The sequence below is a fragment of the Candidatus Accumulibacter meliphilus genome (assembly GCF_036625345.1).
Classification (GTDB): domain Bacteria; phylum Pseudomonadota; class Gammaproteobacteria; order Burkholderiales; family Rhodocyclaceae; genus Accumulibacter; species Accumulibacter meliphilus.
Genome location: NZ_JAZKTZ010000005.1, coordinates 136,349 through 156,802, shown reverse-complemented (window position 1 = coordinate 156,802; position 20,454 = coordinate 136,349). Strand labels below are relative to the sequence as shown.

The window sequence follows — 20,454 nt, the reverse complement described above, 5'->3', positions numbered from 1 at the left end:
GCAAGCCCCCTCTTGTGTCGGGTCTGATTTCGTTTAAGTGCTGATATTAGTGAGATTTCTTGTTATTCTAATGCGCAGGCCGAAGTCGGGAAGTCTCTCTGTGGCCGGCCCCACCACGTTCTTGACCATGCCCTACGAACTGCGTGCTCTGACTTTCAGAGTGGTCAAGAAAAGGAAACTGATCTCGGGAGGAAAGCATGTCAATTTGGCTGATTGTTCTTTCTTGCGTGCTTGGCGTCGTCGCCTGGTCTTTCTGGCGCGCACGCGCGCGACCGACGTCGACCAGGGAAAAGTCAGTGCCCTACTCCCAGCTGCCCTTCCGTGGCGTCGTGATAAGACAGGGGAGCCATTCCTGTGCCGCGGTACGGCAACTTGCGGGGACACGATTTCTCGCCAAAGAGGCGCCGCGTTTTCCGTTGAATGACTGTAACGTGGCAGCTTGTCAATGCCGCTTCGCCCACTTCGACGACCGCCGGGAAGACGATCGCCGACGGACACACGCCTTGCAGCGCGGCTTCGTGGACGCCGTGGGCAAAAGCGAACGTCGCGCCAACACTGACCGCAGAAGCGCCGTGGAGTGCGCCTGAGCTGTGGCTATTGTTGCCCGGTCGGGTCGGGAGGCCAGGGGCAGACTGGGCAAGCGCACCGCTGCGCCGGCTCGTCCGCGGCTGGTTCACGCCGAGGGGTTCTCGATATGCTCGATCATCAACTGTGGCGTCTGCACGCCGTTGTAGTCGTTGATCGCCAGCCGGTAGGCGGCGCGGATGGTGTTTCCCGGGGGGTGGGAAAAGTTGAACTGGATGGCGTCCAGTCTTTGTGCGCCTTTGCGCAGGCGCAGCTTGAGATGCTTGTCCTTGAGGATGCGCTGGCTTTCGACGACGAACTCGTCCTCGAACAGCGGTGCCGGAAAACCCTGGCCCCAGACTTCTGCTTCGAGCAGGCGGGCAGTGGCGATCGAGTAGTAGCCTGATTCGAGGCCGCCGTCGGTTTCCAGGGTGCGCGTGCGATCGGCCGGAGCCAGTAACTCCTCGGCGACCTGCGCGAAGAGTTCGCGAAAACGCGGCAAATCGCACTCCCTGATGGTCACGCCAGCGGCCATGGCGTGGCCGCCGAAGCGCAGCAGCAGGCCGGGTGCGCGTTTGCCGACCAGGTCGAGCGCGTCGCGCAGATGCAGACCGGGGACTGAACGGCCGGAGCCCTTGATTTCGCCACCATCCCCCTCGCCGCGGGCGAAGGCGAAAACCGGGCGGTGCAGCCTTTCCTTGATGCGCGCGGCGACGATGCCGACGACGCCCTGGTGCCAGTCGGCGTCAAAAAGCGAAACGCCGACTGCTGCCGAGTGAGGGTCCGCAGACGGGGTGGCGTCGGCGCCGGCTTTTTCGATCAGCAGCAGCGCCTGTTCCTGCATGCCGGCTTCGATTTCGCGGCGCTCGCGATTGAGGGCGTCGAGTTGCTGGGCGATGTTCATTGCCCGTCCCGGGTCGTCGGTGATCAGGCATTCGATGCCCAGCGACATGTCGGCGAGGCGGCCGGCGGCGTTCAGGCGCGGGCCGATGATGAAACCGAGGTCGCTGCTCGAAGCCTGTGCCGGCGTGCGTCCGGCGGCGCGAAAAATGGCCGCGATGCCGGGCGTCAGGCGACCCTGGCGGATGCGCTGCAGGCCCTGACTGACCAGCACGCGGTTGTTGTGGTCGAGCTTGACGACGTCGGCGACGGTGCCCAGCGCGACCAGGTCGAGCAGGGACGCCAGCTTCGGTTCGCTGCGACCGCTGGCGGCCGAGAAGCAGTCGCGCTGGCGCAACTCGGCGCGTAGCGCCAGCATCACGTAGAACATCACACCGACACCGGCCAGTGCCTTGCTCGGGAAGTCGCAGCCGGGCTGGTTGGGGTTGACGATGCATGCGGCAGCGGGCAGTTCGTCGCCCGGCAGGTGGTGATCGGTGATCAGCGTGGCGATGCCCAGTTCGCGGGCGCGGGCGACGCCGTCGACGCTGGCGATGCCGTTGTCGACGGTGACGATCAGGTCGGGGCTGCTTTTCGCTGCCAGGTCGACAATGTCCGGCGACAGGCCGTAGCCGTAGGTGAAGCGGTTCGGCACCAGGTAATCGACGCGCGCGCCGAAGGCGCGCAGCGCGCGGATGCCGACCGCGCAGGCGGTCGCGCCGTCACAATCGTAGTCGGCGACGATAAGAATTTTCGCTTGCCGGGCGATGGCGTCGGCGAGCAGCACCGCGGCTTCGCCGGCATGCGTCAGGCGCGCGGGTGGCAGCAGCGACGGGAAGTCGTAGTCGAGTTCGTGGCGCATGACGATGCCGCGGGCCGCGTAGATGCGCGCCAACAGGGGGTGCAGGCCCTGTTGTTCGAGTTGCCACTGGATGCGCGGCGAGACGCGACGGCTGTGCAGGGTGGTCATCACTTGCCTCGGGCGAGCGCTTGCGCGGTTGCCGCCAGCGGCTGTGGGCGACGCCACAGTTGCCACTGCTCGCCGCGGCCGCTTTCCCAGGCCAGCGCCGCGTAGGCGGTCGCGGCTTCAAGGCGCAGGCGCTTGATCCTGCCGCTGGCGAGCGCTTTCTGCAGTGGCGCAAACCAGTGTTTGTCGAGCCTGGCCAGTTCTTTGCCGTAGGCGTCGGCGTCTTCGTACTGCACGGGGCGCTGCAGCGTGTCGAGAATTACCAGCTGACGGCCGCCGGCCGGTGCCTGTGCGAGCAGCGCGCCGAGGTCGGCGGGCAGTGGTTGCGTTGGGATGCCGTAAGCGCGGCCCAGGCCGCAGGCCAGTACGTCTGCGCCCCAGATGCCGGCGAAATTGCCGGCGCCGGCGCTGCTGTTCGCTGCGGCTTGCGCGCCAGCGCCCCACAACCACAGGCTGTTGATCGTCGAGCGGCCGGTCTCCTCGCGTTTTTCGTTGGCTGGCTGCCCGTAGAGGACCATTTGGACTTCGTTGAGCAGTTGCCGCAGGTGGCGCGCCTCCGGCGTTTCAGGCAACTGCCGGCCGAGCTTGCGCCCGGCGACGACCGACAGCGGCGGAACGTCGAAATGGCCCAGATTGGTTTCGCCAGCGAGCTGCAGATACCAGCGATCGGCCGTGGCGACATGGAAAGTGCCGACATCCGCGAACTGGCGATTGAGTTCGGCGATGAGCTCCTGCGCCTCGTCGAGGCTGATGTCGAGACTGCTGCCGTCGGCAAGAATGAGCTTGTCCTGGTGCAGGCGCAGATGTACCGGGTCGGCACACAGCCAGCACGGGTCGGCTCCGGCGGCGGGCGGCGCCTGGCTCTCGCCGAGGACCCGGAAAGCCGCCCAGGGGACGCTGCCGTTGAGGCCAAAGGCGTCGCCGAGGCTTGCTTCGAAGGACTGTGGCGCCCGTCGCTGCAGTCGGCAGCGCGCGATCAGCGTGTTCAGTCCGGGGCAGACGAGGGCGTCGAAAGTTGCGCGGTCGTCGGGTTCGGGCCAGACGAGTTCGGGGACGACAAGAGTGAGCTGCATGCGGGCGGGCCGGAGTAAACGAGGCGGTGGAGAAGCGATGGAGAAGCGGTGGACGAGGCGGTGAGCACAAGGGGACATGAAGCGGTGGCGGTGGTGGACGGATGGCTTGCATGTGGCCCGGCGCTGTCCGAGCAAGGCGGAATGGCTGAATGGGGGCAGGCCTTGACTGAAAAAGTGTAGCATAGCGGCTTTGCCGTTTCGGCGCTTCGAAGCACCAACCTGAGATGAGTTCCCGCCGCTGATGGCCCTTCCTTACGAGCTGCTGATCGGCCTGCGCTACACGCGCGCCAAGAAGCACAATCACTTCATTTCCTTCATCTCGCTGATTTCCATGCTCGGTATCGCGCTCGGCGTCGCCGCGCTGATTGTCGTCCTGTCGGTGATGAACGGCTTTCAGACCGAGCTGCGCTCGCGCATTCTGGCCGTCGTCTCGCACGTCCAGATCACTGGCGGCAGCGGCGAAATGGCGGGCTGGCAAGTGGTCGCCGAGCAGGCGGCCGGACAGCCACACGTGCTCGCGACCGCGCCCTTCGTACAGGCGCAGGCGATGCTTACCTCCGGGCAGGCGGTGCGCGGTGCCCTGGTGCGCGGCATTCTGCCCGACCAGGAAGACCGGGTCGCCGATTTTCGCCCGCACATGAAGAGCGGCAAGCTCGACGATCTGACTCCCGACAGCTTCAACATCGTCCTCGGCAGCGAGCTGGCGCGCGCGCTCGACGTCCGCGTTGGCGACCGGGTGACGCTGATCGCCCCGCAGGGCGTGGTGACGCCGGCCGGGGTGATCCCTCGTCTGAAGACTTTCAACGTCGTCGGCCTGTTCGAAGTCGGTATGTACGAGTACGACAGTGGTCTGGCGCTGATTGACCTCGCCGACGCGCAGCGCCTGTATCGCATGGACGATCGTGTTTCCGGCGTGCGCCTGAAGCTCGACGACCTGTTCAAGGCGCCGCAGGTGGCGCGCGCCCTGGCCAGTTCCCTGCCGATCAACGCCTTCATCAGCGACTGGACGCGCAGCCACGCCAATTTCTTTCGCGCCGTACAAATCGAGAAAAACATGATGTTCATCATTCTCTCGCTGATCGTCGCCGTCGCTGCGTTCAACATCGTGTCGACGCTGGTCATGGCGGTGACCGACAAACAGGCCGACATTGCCATCCTGCGCACCCTCGGTGCCAGCCCGATGAGCATTATGCTGGTGTTCATCGTGCAGGGCGCGCTGATCGGCTTCATCGGTCTCGGCCTTGGCGTCGCCGGCGGCGTCGCCCTGGCGCTCAACGTCGATGTCGTGGTGCCCTTCATCGAGCGCCTGCTCGGCACACAGTTTCTCGCCAAGGAGGTTTATTACATCTCGAACCTGCCTTCGGAGCTGCAATGGAGCGATGTGACGACGATCGTCGGCGTTGCTTTCGTGCTCGCGCTGGTGGCGACGATCTATCCGAGCTGGCGTGCGAGCCGGGTCAATCCAGCGGAAGCCCTGCGTTATGAGTGAGCCGGTTCTGGCCTGTCAAGGGCTGAGCAAGATCTATCGCCAGGGCGATAGCGAAGTCGAGGTGCTGCTTGGCGTCGATCTTGAAATCCAGATTGGCGAACGGGTGGCCATCGTCGGCGCCTCGGGTTCGGGCAAGAGCACTTTGCTGCATCTGCTCGGTGGCCTGGACGCGCCGAGCGCCGGCAGCGTGCAGTTGATGGGCAAGGATCTGAACAGCATCAGCGACGCGCAACGGGGGACGCTGCGCAATCACCACCTCGGTTTCGTCTATCAGTTTCATCATCTCCTGGCCGAATTTACTGCCCTCGAGAACGTCGCCATGCCGCTGATCATCCGCCGCCTGGCGAAAGCGGAAGCAGAAGCGCGGGCCGCAGCGATGCTCCGCGAAGTCGGTCTCGGCCACCGCTTGCAGCACACGCCTTCGGAACTGTCAGGAGGTGAGCGGCAGCGGGCGGCGATCGCTCGCGCGCTGGTTACCGAGCCGGCGTGCGTGCTCGCTGACGAGCCGACCGGCAACCTCGATCGGCAAACCGCCGCCGGCGTCTTCGAGCTGATGCTGGCGCTCAACCGCTCGCGGCAGACCAGTTTCGTCGTCGTCACCCACGACCCGGCCCTTGCCGGCCGTGCCGAACGCATCCTGACCCTGAACGACGGTCGCTTGCAGTCGTCGGAGGGCTGAGATTCTGCCTGGCGCGCCAATCGCCTAAAGTTTCGGCGCCTGCTGTCGTTAAGGGTCTTGTGGCACCCTTTGGAGACGGATCATCATGCAGACCCTGTTCGCCCCGGCCATTGCCCTGCTCAACCGCCTTGGCTACACGAAGAAGTTTACGGTCATGGGGATGCTGGCGCTGATCGCGATCGGTCTTCTGGCGGTTAATCTTTACCATGTCACGCAGCAAGTGATCGAGCGTTCGCAGAGCGAGCTGGCCGGTCTCGAAATAATCAAGCCGATCGCCACTCTGGTGCAGCACCTGCAGGTCCATCGTGGCCTCTCGTCAGGGGTTCTGAATGGCGACGAGAAAATGGAATACCGGCGCGCAGCCAGGGAAAAAGACATCCAGCAAGCGCTGCAGGCCGTCGCCGCGAGCCTCCCGCCGCAGCTGGCCGTGGCGGATCCGTGGCCGAAGCTCGTCGCCGCCTGGGCGACGATCGAGAAGGAAGGCCTCAAGCTGCCGGTAGGCGAGAACTTCTCGACGCATACCGCCCTGATCGACGAGCTTGCCCGCTTCCAGCGCGTCATCGCCGATCAGAACTCCCTTACCAACGATCCTGACATCGACTCGAGCTATCTCATTGATACACTGGTTGACGAGTTGCCGCTGGCGCTGGAGAACATGGGCCAGCTGCGCGCGATCGGCACCGGCGCGCTGAGCCGGAAGGAGCCATTGGCGATGGCGCAACAGGTCGAGTTGGCGTCTGCGCTGGGCAGGCTCAATGCAGCGGTGGATGGTCTGCGGCGAAATCTCGCCAAGACCGCGCACTACAATCCGGGCTTGCAGGCGGCGCTCGACGCTGCGGGCAAGGACATGGGCGCGGCGGCGGAAAAGTTCGGCGCCATGGTGAACGAAGACATCCTCAGCGAGCGCTACGAGATGCTGCCGGCGGTCTATTTCGCGGTGACGACGCGGGCGATCGAGAAGGGTTACAAGGAGATGTTCGACAGCCTGTTCCCGACCCTCGAACAGCTGCTGCTGCAGCGGGTACAGCGAGCACAGCGGGAATTGGCCATCAGTATCGCCGTCGCCGCGCTTATTCTGCTGATCTACGCTTACGTGTCGATCGCTTTCTATTTTGCGACGATTGGCAGCATCAAGCGCCTGGCAGCGAATGCGCGAATGATTGCCACCGGCGATCTCAGCGTCAGGGTGGATCTCGGTACCCGTGACGAGTTGAAGCTGGTCGGCGACAGCCTGAACGAAATGAGCGAGGGTTTTCGTGTCCTGATCCAGAAAGTCCAGCGCAGTGCCGGCGAGGTGCTCGGGGCCACCCAGAACCTTGCTGCCTCGGCGGGGAACATTACCAGCAGCAGCACACAGCAGAGGGATGCCGCTTCGGCAATGGCGGCGGCGGTGGAAGAAATGACGGTGGGCATCGAAAACCTCTCGGCCAGCGCCCAGGACGCCAATCAGCTGGCCAGCCGCGCTGGCGAGTTGTCGACCGACGGCAGCCGCGTTGTCGGTGACGTCGTGCACGAGATCGAGCGCATTGCGGAGATCGTGAACCATGCGGCGTCGGTCATCGCCGACTTGGGTGGGCGCTCGGAGAAGATCTCGGCGATCGTCAATGTGATCAAGGAAATTGCCGATCAGACCAACCTGCTGGCGCTCAACGCGGCGATCGAAGCGGCGCGCGCCGGCGAGTCGGGGCGTGGTTTCGCGGTCGTCGCCGACGAGGTACGCAAGCTGGCCGAGCGGACGACGCGCTCGACGAAGGAGATCTCGAGCATGATTGACGCCATTCAGAATGGCTCTCGTGATGCCGTGAGCAGCATGCAGCTGGGCGTCAGCCGGGTCAGCGCGGGCGTCGCGCTGGCCACCCAGGCCGGCGAAGCGATCGGCGAAATTGGCGGCAATGCCAGCAAGGTGGTGGACAGCGTGGCGCGTATCTCGAGCGCACTGCGCGAACAGAGCGTCGTCAGCGCCGAGATTGCCCGCAACGTCGAGCGTGTTGCCCAGATGGCCGGGGAGAACTGCGCGGCAGTGGCCGGCAATGCCGGGACTGCGGCGCAGCTGGAAAGCCTTTCGGAAGGCCTGGACGCCGAAGTCCGCCGCTTCAAACTCGCCTGACTCCCGTTGAAGTGCGCGCGTGACGGCGATTTTCCGTTCTAATGCGGCATGCGCGCCAACATTCTCGCCTTCGCCATGGGGGTCGGGCTTCTCCAGACCTGGGGAAGTTTGCCGCCTTTCGCGCTGGTCGTGGCGATGTTTTTCGGCGCATCCGCCTGGCTGATCCGGGCGGGTGCGCGTCGGCAGCCGGCGCCGCTCGCCTGGCGGAGCATTTCGGTACTGGCCTGCGCCGTGCTGGGCCTGGCGTGGGCAGCGCTGCTCGCCGAGCAGCGTTTGCAGGAGCGCTTGCCGGCCGACTCGGAAGGCCGCGACCTGCAGCTCGTCGGGGTGGTCGCCGGCTTGCCACAGGACTTCGAAAACGGCGAGCGCTTCGCCTTCGTCGTCGAGTCCGTCGAGGCGGTGGAGGCGGTGGAGGCGGTGGAGGCGGTGGAGGCGGTGGAGGCGGTCGATTCGCTTGATTTGCCGCAGGCACGGGTGCCGCCGCGAATCATGCTCTCCTGGTACCACGGCCAGCGCGCCGACGAGCGCTACGAAGCGCTGACCGCAGTGCCCCCGGCAGCGCCCAGGACTCGTCCGGGCGAGCGCTGGCGATTCACCGTGCGTCTGAAAAAACCGCACGGCAATGCCAACCCGCACGGTTTCGACTACGAAGCCTGGCTCTTCGAGCGCGGCCTGCGGGCGACAGGCTATGTGCGCCCGAAAGGCGTGGCGCAGCGCCTCGATGACTTCGTTTTCGGGCCGGGCTATGCGATCGAGCGCCTGCGCAAGCGGATTCGCAGCTCTTTCCGCACCGCCTTGCCGGAGGCGCCCTACGTGGGGATTCTTGCCGCACTGGCGATCGGCGACCAGCAGGCAATTTCGACAGAGCAGTGGCGCGTTTTTCGGCAGACCGGCGTCACTCATCTGATGTCGATATCCGGGCTGCACGTGACTATGGTCGCCGCGCTCTTTGCGGCGCTGGTCGGCTGGCTCTGGCGGCGCAGCGAACGCTTGCTGTTGTGGCTGCCGGCAGCGAAAGCGGCGATCGCCGCCGGCTGGCTGGCCGCTTTCGCCTACGCCCTGCTCGCCGGCTTTGCCGTACCGACGCAGCGCACGCTCTACATGTTGAGCGTGGTGGCGCTGGCGCTATGGTCGGGGCGTAATCTCGGCGCCAGCCGCAGCCTCTTGCTGGCCTTGTTGCTGGTACTGGTGCTTGATCCCTGGGCGGTTCTCGCGCCGGGTTTCTGGCTCTCCTTCGCGGCGGTCGGGGTGCTCTTTTTCGTCGGTACGGCGCGCCTCGGAGTGCGGCCTGGCTGGCGTGCGACACTGGCCCGCTGGGGGACAACGCAGTGGGCGGTGACGGTCGGTACGCTGCCTTTACTGTTGCTTCTCTTTCAGCAGTTTTCGCTGGTCTCGCCGCTGGCCAATGCCCTGGCCATCCCGGTGGTCAGCTTCCTGATCACTCCGCTCGCCCTGCTCTATACCATCGTTCCCTGGACGCCGCTGCTGCAGCTCGACCACTGGCTGTTGTCGCTGCTGATGATCGTCCTGGAATGGCTGGCGCGCTGGCCGCTCTGGCAACAGCCGGCACCGCCGCTGCTGGCCACGCTGCTGGCCCTGCTCGGGGTGCTGTGCCTGCTGCTGCCGCGCGGCTTTCCGGCACGCTGGCTTGGTTTCTGCCTGCTGCTGCCGGCCTTGTTCTGGCCGGCCGCACGCCCTGCGCCGGGCGACGCCTGGGTCGATGTGCTCGACGTCGGCCAGGGGCTGGCGGTCGTCGTGCGCACCGCCGAGCACACACTGCTCTACGATACCGGGCCGCTGTACAGCGCCGACTCCGACTCCGACGCCGGGCAGCGCATCGTCCTCCCTTACCTGCGAGCGATCGGCGTCGACCGGCTCGATGCGCTTATTGTCACGCATCGCGACAAGGATCATTCGGGCGGCCTGGTCGCCATCCGGGAAGCCTTGCCCGTCGGCCGCCTGCTCAGCTCGCTGCCGGAACTGGACGGTGAGCGCTGTGCGGCCGGCCAGAGCTGGGAGTGGGATGGCGTTCGCTTCACGATGCTGCACCCTGACGCCGCCGCTTACCGACTCCAGACCGCCAAAACCAACAACATGAGCTGCGTGCTGCGCCTGGAAAATGCCTCCGGGAGCATGTTGCTCAGCGCGGACATCGAGGCTCGCGACGAGCAGGAACTGCTTGATCGCGCGCCAGCGCTGTTGCGCAGCGAAGTCCTGCTGGTGCCGCATCACGGCAGCGGCACCTCGTCGACGCTGGCGTTCATTGCTGCCGTTGCTGCCCGCGACGTGATCATCCCCGTTGGCTATCGCAACCGCTACCAGCATCCACGGCCGGATGTCGTCGCGCGCTATGCAGGAAGTCGCGTGTGGCGCAGCGATGCCGACGGCGCGGTGCGCATCGAGCTCGCCGGCGGCGTGGCGCTTGCCGCGTATCGCAGCGAACATCGGCGTTACTGGTACGGACAGTGAGCGGAATGGGCAGCGCAAAGCTATCTGACCCACGGCCGCTTGTCGCCGACCTGCTTGCCGAGCCAGAGCACTGACCACGGTAGGGTCTTGGCGGCTACAATGTGGCATGTCTGCGAGATCACCATTGCCCGGGGCGTGCGCGTCTTTTCGCTCACCCCGTAGCGCCGCCCGATGAGGCTGCTGGCGCTCTTGCTGCTCAGCGTCACGGCGCTGCACGCCGACCCCCTGCTTCCTCTCAACCTTGGCAACCCGCTGGCCGAGCCACGCTTCGAGTCGGTGGGGGTCGGCATCATTCCGCGCGATGTCGTTCCGACGATGGTCCAGGACCGGGCGGGGTTCTTGTGGGTTGCGACCGGCGACGGTCTGGTGCGCTTTGACGGTTATCGCTTCCGTGCGCAGGAACGTGAGAGTGCGAACCCGGCGGCGCGCAACCTGGGCTGGATCCGCGCCCTGCTCGCCGGCAGCGATGGTCGTCTGTGGATAGGTACCGAATGGGATGGCCTGGCGGTCTATGACCCGGCGACCGAGCGTGTCACTTCCTGGCGCGGCGACAGCAAGGAGAATGCCGGCGTGCTGCCGACCATCCGCGCCCTGGCCGAGGATCGCGACGGCAGTATCTGGGCGGGTAGCGAGGGCGGCGGGCTGGATCACTTTCAGCCGAGCAACGGCAGTGTCGTCAACTACCGACATTCGCCGCAGGCGGGAAGCCTGCCCGATGATCGTGTGCAGGCACTGCTGATCGACGATCAGGGCTCGCTGTGGGTGGGTAGCTGGGCCGGCTTGAGCCGTCGCAAGGCCGGTAGTGATCGCTTCGAGCCGGTTTTCTCAGGCGACGGGGAGGGCCATGCGAGCCTCGCCGGGCGCATCGTGCAGGCCTTGTTCCAGGCATCGGACGGGCGCATCTGGGTGGGCACGCAGCAGGGCGATGTGGCGATCGTCGACCCGGCGACGGACAAGGGCCTGTTCCTTGACTACGCGCAGGACATTGCCAACCAGGGCGCCGTTTCCAGTCTGATCGAGGCGTCGGGCGAGCAAATGTGGGTCGGTCGATCGACCGGCATCGATCTGCACACGGTCGCCGACGGTCGCCTGGTGCAGCGCTTGCGGCACGATCCGCGCCGGCGCTCGGGCCTGGCGGGCAACGAAGTGACGGCGCTGCTCCGCGATCAGGCCGGCCTGATCTGGGTGGGCGGTTTTGGTGTCGGTCTGCAGCGCAATGATCCGAATAACCAGAGCATCTGGTTGCGCGGCGCCGATGCGCAAATCGGTAGCCCTTTTTCTCAGGCCGACGTGCGCAGCCTGCTGCAAGTCGACAGTGGCGAAATCTGGGCGGCGACCAACAGGGGCGGCGTGGCGGTCATGGACAGCCTGCTGCGCGTCACCGGTGCGCTGTGGCCGCGGACGCCGAAACAGGCGCTGGCGGCCAGCCAGGCAGAAGGGCAGCCGTTGCCGCCGGTACGCGTCGAGGCGATGGCCCAGGCCGGCGATGGCAGCGTCTGGCTGGGCGCTGATTCAATGCTCTATCAGTTCGGCCAGGATCATCGGCAACTGCAAACGCTGCCCCATGCTGGCGGCCTGGTACGCCGTTTGCTCGCCGCCAGAGATGGCTCGCTGTGGGTGGCTACGCAGGATGGCGTTTTCCGCTGGCGGCCCGGTTCGGCCGAAGTCGTGCGTATCAGTCAGCCGCAGGGGCAAGCGTTGCGCGCCGATATCAATGCTCTTGCCGAGGCGTCTGATGGGAGCGTTTGGGTGGGTAGCGGCAAGGGGCTGTTTCGCGTTGCTGCTGGTGGCGACGAGCTGTTGCCGGTCGAAGCGCCCGCCGGCGCCGGCCTTGGCAACCCTAGTGTCATTGGCCTTCTCTTCGACAGCGAGCAGACGCTGTGGGTGGACACGGCCGTGAGTGGTCTGCATCGTATGCGCGGCTGGGATGGCCGGCAGGCAATTTTCGAGCGCGTCAGCGAACGCCATGGCATCATCGGGCGGCCGTTTGGTGGCAATTTGCTGGAAGATGCGCGCGGACGCATCTGGACGCAGATGTATGTTTACGATCCCGCCAACGATCGGCTCGACGAGTTGACTGCCGCCGACGGTGCCGATCTGGGCACCGGTTGGTTTCTCTCACGAGCCAAGACGCTTGATGGGCGACTACTGTTTGGCGGCAGCAAGGGCATTCTGGTGGTCAGGCCCGAGCGCTTCGACGCCTCGGCCTACGCGCCACCGTTGTTGATCGCCGAGCTGACCATCAACGGCCAGCGCCAGCCGGCTGGAGGAATCCTCGACGGTCTCGAACTGGCGCCCGATCAGCGCAGCTTCAGCCTGGCTTTTACGGCGGTCGATTTCAGCGACTCGGGCCGTGTGCGCTATGCCTACCAACTGCAGGGTTTCGACCCTGAATGGATCGAAACCAGCGCCGATTCCAGGGTCGCCAGTTACAGTAATCTGTACCCCGGCGACTACGTTCTGCGCGTGCGCGCCACCAATCGCAGCGGCGCCTGGAGTCCGCATCAACTGGCGATCAAGGTGCATGTGATGCCCGCCTGGTGGCAGAGCTGGTGGTTTCGGCTGCTCATGCTGGCCCTGCTGCTGGCGCTGGTCAACGCGCTGGTGCGCTTGCGAACCCGCCATCTGCGCTTGCACCAGATCGAACTGAAACAGATGGTGCACGAGCGCACGGCCGAACTGGAGGCGCTGGCGCTGGCGTTGCAGGGAAAGTCGGCCGCCCTTGAAGAGTCGAGCTTGACCGACCCCTTGACCGGCCTGCGCAACCGCCGCTTCCTGGCCCAGCACATCGACGCCGATGCCGCCCTGGCGGTACGCGAGTACGAGAGTCACTTCAAGTACGGAGCAAAGCTGCGCGCGGAGGCTGGCTTGATATTCTTTCTGTTCGACATCGATTGCTTCAAGCAGGTCAACGACCGCTATGGCCATGCCGCGGGTGACGCGGTGATCAGGGAAATGAGTGCGCGATTGGTTGCGGCGTTTCGTGACACCGACTATCTGGTTCGCTGGGGTGGCGAGGAATTCCTTGTCGTGGCGCGCGCGACGCCGCGCTCGCACGCGGCGGACCTCGCCGAGCGGGCACGGGCGGCGGTGGCCGATCAGGCTTTCCAACTGGAGGATGGCCGCTTCCTGTCGAAGACCTGCTCGATCGGCTTTTGCTGCTTTCCGCTGTCAATGCAGCATGCCGCCGCTCTGGATTGGGCTGCCGCGGTAAAGATTGCGGATGCAGCGCTCTACGCGGTCAAGGGCGCTGGTCGCAATGGCTGGCTCGGGGCGCTCAGCGCTGGCGGCGAGTCGGCCGAAGCCTTGCTTGCCCGGTCGCGCAGGCCTCTGGCTGAGTGGACGCGCTCGGGTGGCTTGAAGCTCGTCTGCTCGCCGCATCACGACGGTCTGCGGGCAGCCGGTTTTCTGGACCCGGCGTCCTCGCCTGAGATCAGCTCAGCCTCCGCCGTGGAGTGAGCTTGGGCTTGTCGGTGCGCTTGCGCAAGAGGGGATTAGTGGCTGAGATTGGATTGCATCTGGCGTCCGCCGCTTGCCGCCTGCAGGTGCCACTGCTGACGGTACTGCCCGGCGTTGGCCTCGATCCATGCCAGCGCCCGGGAGTCCCTCTCGTTTGCCGGGAAGTGCTCTACATACGCTTCGATTACGGCGTATTGCTGCTGGAGAAATTCCGCCTCCGAGAAATGCGGTTGCGAAAAGTCGCGGACGAGATCGCGAAAGAACTGCAGCACGGTGTCATCTGAAATGTTCATGGGCTTCGCTCCTTGAGGAGAGTACTACTGGCCGCAATGATCTGGCTGATACTTCTGCAACGGCCATCCTGAGTCGTTCTTGAAGCGTTTCTTGGGTCCAGCGTTCGAGTTTCAGAGTCTATGAGGTGATAAGCGACTTTAACTGTGGTCGCTAAGCTTCTGTAAGCTCGGCTTATTGTTTTCCATGGCTGGGGGGGGTTGTCAAGCCTGATCCGACGCTGACAAGCATTTGTCGCCACTAGTGGTAAAAAACTGACACGGGTGCAGATTCGGGCGGGGTAGTTCCGGTACTGACCGCGTCGGGTCCGTGGGCGCGGATTCCAGGCCTGTGCTAGAGTCTCGCCCTTCGCGCCGGGGCAAGCGCTGCCGGCGGCAGGCACGACGCAAGCTCAAGCGGTGGCCAATAGACAGAGACAGGCGGGCGCCGGCACGAGTTTGCCGAGTGGCCGCATAGCCAGGGAAAATGAAACTTGCAGGGAGATTTACCAGATGAATGTCCGCGCTGACCGCTCACCTTGGCTCATTGGGTCGCCGCCGGGAATCCTTGAACGCGAGGTGTGTTGTGCCTCAGCCGCCGGTTTGCATCGCATGGCCTATACCGAGTGGGGTGAGCGCGACAATCCGAAAGTCCTGGTCTGCGCGCATGGCCTGACCCGCAATGGGCGCGATTTCGACGATCTGGCGCGGGCGATGGCTGCCGACTACCGTGTCATTTGCCCCGATGTTGTCGGGCGGGGGCGCAGCGATTGGCTACGCGACTCGGCGCACTACGTTTTTCCGCAGTACGTGGCCGACCTGATGGTGTTGCTCGCGCGCCTCGATGTCGACAGGGTCCATTGGCTGGGTACTTCGATGGGCGGGCTGCTCGGCATGTGGATTGCCAGCCAGGACGACTCGCCGATTTCCCGCCTGGTGCTCAACGATGTCGGCCCACTTATTCCGGTGGCCTCGCTGCAACTGATCGGCGACTACGTCGGTCGGGCACCGAAGTTCGCGACCTACGAAGACGCCGAAAAGTATGTGCGCCTGGTCAGCGAGCCCTTTGGCCACCTGACTGACGCGCAGTGGCGCCATCTTACCGAGTGCAGCCTGCAGCGGGCCGACGATGGCCGCCTCGAGATGCGCTACGACCCGGCAATCGGTGACCCGTTCCGGCGCCAGATCAGCGTTGGCGACGTCGATCTGTGGCCGCTCTACGATGCCATTCGCTGCCCGACGCTGGTCGTTCGTGGCGCTGACTCGACTGTCCTGACGCGCGCGACGCTGCAGGAAATGGCGAGCCGCGGTCCGCGCCCGCAGACTGTCGAGATTCCCGGCGTCGGACACGCGCCGACCTTTCTCGACGCTCAGCAGATCGCAGCGGTGCGCGATTTCCTGCTGCTCGTCTGAGCCAGCTGAACGCGCCCTTCGTCGATCAGCCGCCGATCACGCCACATGCGACACGAGCGCCACCGCCGCCGAGCGGCGCCGGGTGGTCCGAGTGATTGTCGCCGCCAGCGTGCATCATCAGCGAACGATTGCGCACGTCAGAGAGCTTCAGTCTTGGCGCCAGCACCGGGGTGCTGGCCGTTCCGTCGGCGGCAACGTAGAGCGCTGGCAGGTCGCCGAGATGCCCGTCGCCCCACGGTTCGCCGTGCCGCTGCGTTCCCTGTGGGTCGAAATGCCCACCCGCCGCCAGCGCTGCGACTGCCACGCCCTCCTTGTCAGCGGGGGTGCACGCCGGCTTTTCGTGTACGTGGAAGCCATGCAGACCAGGCGGCAAGCCCTTGAGGTCAGGATAGAAAGCGAGGCCGTATGGCGTTTCGACGATGCGTACCGTTCCCACGGCAGAGCCGACGCCCTGGCTGCTCGCCAGGTTCATAGTGACGCTTGTCTCGGCTGCGAAAACGAGAGCCGGGCACAGCAGGCAGACTACAACGCTAAGGGGAGCTTTCATGGGTGACTCCTTGGGTGGAAGAGCGGTTCACTCGGCGGGCCAGTGCTTGTGAGCAGCCTTGTTGAACGCTGCGCCAGCAGCGGCGGGAAGGGATGGGGACCGGTCACGGTGCGAGAGGCCGCCAGAACGGGTCGTGCGGCCATGATAACGACTTGCTGAAGCCGAGCGCAAGGCCGCTGCCGGGGCAAGTACTTTTTCGGCTGCGCTTAAATCCCACTTAAGCTTGGCGTGGCACTCTCATGCGCCAAGCTTTCTTGTCGAGGTCTTCCGATGACACAAATTCAGCGCGCACTGCGGCGCTTCTACCTGGTGATGTTCGTTGTGCTGTGCCTGCTGCTGGTGCAGTTTTGGCCGTACATCGAGGCCCCCGAGCCGAGCGTTCTTCTCTTCACTGCGCTCTCGTCGCTTGCTTACGCGGCGATCTTTCTGTCGCCGGTCATGCTGACTGGCTGGGTGCTGGAAATGCTCGTTCGCCCCCGCGGCGAAGCCATTCCACGCTGGAAGCTGGCGCTGGTCTATGGGCCTGTCTGCTTGCTCGGCCTGATTGTCGTGTTGCTGGTGTTTATCGATCTACAACTCTTCAAGCTTTACGAATACCACATCAACGCTTTCGTGTGGAATCTGGTGACCACGCCAGGGGGGCTTGCTGCGCTGGGAGCGAGCCAGGAAACCATCTCTACCGTCGTCGCCCTGGTCGCTGTCGCAGCGCTTGTGTTGGCCGTTCTCCTGCTGGTGCTGCATCGCGCGGCGGCGAAACCGCCTTCCGAACCGGGACGTTCCGCGCCGCGCATGGCTGCAAGCCTGGCCGCGCTTCTGTTCCTGACCTTGCTCGTCACCGAAGGAGTCTATGCCTTCAGCGCTTACACCGGCAAGGAGTCGTATTTGCAGGCGGCGTCAGTGCTGCCGTTTCACCTGAATACCAGTGCTAGCAGCTTGTTGGGCCGACTCGGCGTGGCGCCGGCGGAAAAATCGAACACCCTGAAACTGGCCGCGGGAAAGGTCAGCTATCCCTTGCAGCCGATCACCGCGACGGCCCGGGACAAGTACCCGAACATTATCTGGCTGACCGCTGAGTCGTTCCGTTGGGATCTTTTCAGCGCGGAGATTACGCCGAATCTCTGGGCCTTCGCCAAGACGTCGCTGAGCTTCAAACGTCACTACAGTGGCGGCAATCGTACGCGCATGGGGATGTTCTCGATGTTCTACGGCTTGCACGCGCCCTATTGGTACGCTTTCCAGAAGCAGCGGGTGCGGCCGGTGCTGATCGACCTGCTGATCGACAAGGGCTACCTGTTCTCATTGCGTACCAGCCAGAGTTTTACCTATCCGGAGCTGGACGATACCGTTTTTGCCGACATGCCCGCGGGGACCCTGATGCAGGCTTTGAACGAGGGCGAGCCGTGGCGGCGTGACGAGCAGAACATCGATAACATCCTCGCCGAACTGGCGGGCGCCGATGGCACCAGGCCGCGTTTCATGTTCATGTTTTTCGAGGCCACGCACGCCCCGTACACCTTCCCGGAGTCGGCGGTCATTCGGCCAGACTACCTGCACGAGGTGAACTACGCCAAGCTGGATTTGCTGACCAACGTCGATGCCATCCACCAGCGCTATATCAACGCCGCCCACTTCGTCGATGCGCAGGTCGGGCGCATCCTGGACGCCCTGCAGGCCAGCAAGCAGTTGGCCAACACCGTGGTCCTGTTCACCGGTGACCACGGCGAGGAGTTCATGGAGAACGGCCATTGGGGGCATGGCCACGGCAACTATTTTCCCGAAGAGCAGATCCGGGTACCGCTGCTGCTGCACCTTCCCGGTTACCCGGCGCAGTCCTTTGAACATGTCACCTCGCACCTGCAAATCCCGAAGACGCTGATGGACTACCTGGGTGTCTCGACTCCGGCGCAAGCGTATACTCTGGCCGGCGACCTGTTCCAGAGCGAGGACTTCCTGGTTCTTGGCAACTACAACTTCATGGGCATCAAGAACGGTGACAGCAAGCTCGTCTTCCCCTTCACCGGCAGCGAGTTCTTCCGCTACGATGTCTATGATGGGCAGGACAAGAGACTGCGCAGAGATCAGCGCCAGGCGGGAATCGACGCCAGTAGCACCGCCCTCAAGCGGGTTATCGCCGAGAGTCGTCGCTTTGTGCAGTAAAGGCAGAGTTTTTCCGAGGCTGGTATTGACGACGCCTTGGTTTCAAGGAACAAAATGAAAATTGCAGTGATGGGCGCCGGTGCGGTTGGCTGTTACTACGGCGGCATGCTGGCTCGTGCGGGACATGCGGTGCTCTTGATTGGCAGAGCGCCGCATGTGGCTGCGGTGTCTCGCGATGGCCTGTTCATGGATACGCAATCCTTCCAGGAGCAGGTGCCGATGCAGGCCAGTACCGACGCGAGCGCCGTACGCCGTGCGCGGCTGGTGCTCTGTTGCGTCAAGTCGCCCGATACCGAAAGTGCCGCCGCAGAAATGGCCCCACATCTGGACGCCGATGCTTTCGTGCTGAGTCTGCAGAACGGCGTCGACAACGCCGAGCGGCTGCAAGCCGCGCTGCGCCGGGAAGTCGCTCCGGCGGTCGTTTACGTGGCCACCGAAATGGCCGGCCCTGGCTGCGTCAAACATCATGGGCGAGGAGAACTGGTCATCGGAGCGTCGTCATTCAGCGAGGACTTGCTGAAGCTGTTCGCCGACGCCGCCGTGCCGGTCACCATTTCCGACAACGTGGCGGGTGCGCTATGGGCCAAGCTGATCGTTAACTGCGCCTACAATGCCCTGTCCGCGATCACGCAGCTCCCCTATGGTCGTCTGGTGCAAGGGGATGCTGTCGAAGGCGTGCTGCGCGACGTGGTAAGCGAGTGTCTCGCCGTGGCGCAGGCAGAAGGGGTCAGTGTCGCCGGCGACTCCTGGCACGCCGTACAGCAGATCGCGCGCACCATGCCCGGCCAGCTCTCGTCAACGGCCCAGGACCTGGCGCGCAACAAGCCCAGCGAGATCGACCATCTCAACGGCTACGTGCTGCGCAAAGGCGAGGCACTGGGCATCGCGACGCCGGTCAATCGCGCCCTGTACGCCATCGTCAAACTGCTTGAAGCACGATAGGCGCCTTACCGTGAAAGTCGCTTCCGCGACCCACGAATCTCCCTTCTTCTGCCCTGGGATAAGGGTCGGGAAAGAGGGGGATGGTCACGACCGTCATCATCAGGGGTGTCTCTGCCCGTGATGAGCTTTGGGCAGGAAGAAATCGGCCGTCTCGAATACCTGACGCGGAAAGCGATGCCCGTTCCAGACCAGATTGCGTTTCAGCACCAGGTCGAAGAGCAGGGGATTGTGTTTCTGGATCTCCGCGACGACGTCGGCCGTCTGCGCATCAAGCAGCCCAAGTCGCTCCAGTTGATGCAGGGAGAACAAGGGCAGGATGCCGGTCAAGGGATAATCGGAGCCGTTCAACAGACGGTGGTGCAGATCTTCCGCGAGCAGCAGCGTCTGCAGTGCCTCGGGCGCACGGTTGATCTGGGTGACCGCGGATAGATCGCCAAACAGCAGTTTCTCGTGCGCGGGCTCACGCATCATGCCCAGGAAAGCCTGAAAGTTGCGCAGGCCTCGGGATGGATTGCCGCTCTCGCCACCCTTCGTGGTTTCCCCGAGCGATGCGCAATGCGCGACGATGACGCGCACGCCCTGTTCCAGCGGACGCCGCAGTCGCAGTGGATCGCCATAGTCCTGATGTCCGCCGCCCTCTGCCGCCAATTCATGACCACCGTGTGTCAGCAGCGGCAGGTCAAGCCGCTGCAGGGTCTGGTAAAAGCGGTCGCAGCGTGCCGAGGCGGGATCCATTCCCATCGCCGGTGGCAGCCATTTCACCGCCCGCGCGCCGTGTGCGGCGGCCCATTCCAGGGCCTCGAGCGCGTCTTCACGATAGGGATGAACCGAGCAGATCCATTCCCAGTTGCTGCGCGCCGCCGCCACCGACTGGGCGTACTCATTGGCGACGAAAAAAGTGCTCAATTCGGGGCGCCGCCGACCATCCACATCGTGGTTGTAATCGAAGGCGAGCAGCATCAGGCGCATCCCGCTATGCGGGTCGATCAAACTGGCCAGGCGTGCGAGGAAGGACGCGTCGCCGCCGCCCGCGTCATCAACGCAGGCGGCGTTGGTGTACAGCCTTTTTTGCAGGAATTGGGAAGGGTGCCAGATGCTGTCGAGCGCTGGATTGACCCATACCTTTGCCGGATCCGAATCGCCGGTGCCGACCAGATGCACATGGCAATCCCATAGTTTGGCCGGATCGAGACCGGCCAGGACATCCCTGACGACAGGATGCTCGGCCAGTCGGTCGGGCAGAGCCGGCGCCAGGCAGGGGTTGATCAGGCCGCGCAGCGGCAGCCAGTCGCGTCCCCACCATGCTGCACCGGCAGCGAAACTCAGGGCGGCAGCACCAAGAAACAGGCGCCTTCTCATTCGGGATACCATGATTTCCTGTCTATACCCGCCACGAGATCATAGCCGGCAGATGCCGGCAATGTGTGCGGACCCGGGCGC

At 64.4% G+C, this 20,454-nt stretch carries 13 protein-coding genes; 8 read left to right on the top strand and 5 right to left on the bottom strand.

The genetic code is table 11. The features are described from left to right. Positions 1-673: 673 nt before the first annotated feature. Both recJ and V5B40_RS11740 read right to left on the bottom strand, forming a co-directional pair. Positions 674-2,413, bottom strand: a complete 1,740-nt coding sequence (recJ, locus tag V5B40_RS11745; protein WP_332354667.1) for a single-stranded-DNA-specific exonuclease RecJ — start codon at positions 2,411-2,413, stop codon at positions 674-676. Beyond that, positions 2,413-3,483, bottom strand: coding sequence for a hypothetical protein (locus V5B40_RS11740; RefSeq protein ID WP_332354666.1), 1,071 nt, complete (start codon positions 3,481-3,483; stop codon positions 2,413-2,415). Before V5B40_RS11740 ends, recJ begins: the two co-directional genes overlap by 1 nt. A 241-nt stretch (positions 3,484-3,724) precedes the next feature. Here V5B40_RS11740 and V5B40_RS11735 point away from each other — a divergent pair, with 241 nt between their 5' ends. From V5B40_RS11735 to V5B40_RS11715, 5 genes are all read left to right on the top strand, one after another. Beyond that, positions 3,725-4,972 carry a lipoprotein-releasing ABC transporter permease subunit gene (locus V5B40_RS11735; protein WP_332354665.1) on the top strand — a complete coding sequence of 416 codons (1,248 nt, stop codon included), beginning with the start codon at positions 3,725-3,727 and terminating at the stop codon, positions 4,970-4,972. Further along, positions 4,965-5,651: a lipoprotein-releasing ABC transporter ATP-binding protein LolD gene (gene lolD, locus V5B40_RS11730; RefSeq protein ID WP_332354664.1), complete on the top strand. Its 687-nt coding sequence runs from the start codon at positions 4,965-4,967 to the stop codon at positions 5,649-5,651. Before V5B40_RS11735 ends, lolD begins: the two co-directional genes overlap by 8 nt. An 85-nt stretch (positions 5,652-5,736) precedes the next feature. After that, positions 5,737-7,758, top strand: coding sequence for a methyl-accepting chemotaxis protein (locus V5B40_RS11725; protein ID WP_332354663.1), 2,022 nt, complete (start codon positions 5,737-5,739; stop codon positions 7,756-7,758). A gap of 48 nt (positions 7,759-7,806) precedes the next feature. Then, positions 7,807-10,227 carry a DNA internalization-related competence protein ComEC/Rec2 gene (locus tag V5B40_RS11720; RefSeq protein WP_332354662.1) on the top strand — a complete coding sequence of 807 codons (2,421 nt, stop codon included), beginning with the start codon at positions 7,807-7,809 and terminating at the stop codon, positions 10,225-10,227. Positions 10,228-10,398: 171 nt separating this feature from the next. Beyond that, entirely contained in the window at positions 10,399-13,686 is a 3,288-nt protein-coding gene (locus tag V5B40_RS11715; RefSeq protein WP_332354661.1) for a two-component regulator propeller domain-containing protein, read from the top strand. 35 nt (positions 13,687-13,721) lie between these two features. Here the strand turns inward: V5B40_RS11715 and V5B40_RS11710 are convergent, their stop codons facing one another. Then, the gene (locus V5B40_RS11710) at positions 13,722-13,979 is read right to left on the bottom strand and encodes a hypothetical protein (protein ID WP_332354660.1); all 258 of its coding nucleotides are present in this window, start codon (positions 13,977-13,979) and stop codon (positions 13,722-13,724) included. Positions 13,980-14,468: 489 nt separating this feature from the next. Between V5B40_RS11710 and V5B40_RS11705 the strand changes: the two genes are divergently transcribed. Continuing rightward, positions 14,469-15,368 carry an alpha/beta fold hydrolase gene (locus tag V5B40_RS11705; protein ID WP_332354659.1) on the top strand — a complete coding sequence of 300 codons (900 nt, stop codon included), beginning with the start codon at positions 14,469-14,471 and terminating at the stop codon, positions 15,366-15,368. Between the two features lie 25 nt (positions 15,369-15,393). On the opposite strand, the gene sodC is transcribed toward V5B40_RS11705, so the two are convergent. After that, positions 15,394-15,915, bottom strand: coding sequence for a superoxide dismutase [Cu-Zn] SodC (sodC, locus tag V5B40_RS11700; RefSeq protein ID WP_332354658.1), 522 nt, complete (start codon positions 15,913-15,915; stop codon positions 15,394-15,396). Between the two features lie 270 nt (positions 15,916-16,185). On the opposite strand from sodC, the gene V5B40_RS11695 reads away from it, so the two are divergent. Together V5B40_RS11695 and V5B40_RS11690 are read left to right on the top strand one after the other, a co-directional pair. Beyond that, positions 16,186-18,072 (top strand): sulfatase-like hydrolase/transferase, encoded by a 1,887-nt coding sequence (locus V5B40_RS11695; protein ID WP_332354657.1) that lies wholly within the window; start codon positions 16,186-16,188, stop codon positions 18,070-18,072. Between the two features lie 54 nt (positions 18,073-18,126). Further along, positions 18,127-19,014, top strand: a complete 888-nt coding sequence (locus tag V5B40_RS11690; protein WP_332354656.1) for a ketopantoate reductase family protein — start codon at positions 18,127-18,129, stop codon at positions 19,012-19,014. Between the two features lie 99 nt (positions 19,015-19,113). On the opposite strand, the gene V5B40_RS11685 is transcribed toward V5B40_RS11690, so the two are convergent. Further along, on the bottom strand, positions 19,114-20,373 hold the full coding sequence (locus tag V5B40_RS11685; protein ID WP_332354655.1) for an amidohydrolase family protein: 1,260 nt from the start codon (positions 20,371-20,373) through the stop codon (positions 19,114-19,116). Positions 20,374-20,454 lie beyond the last annotated feature (81 nt).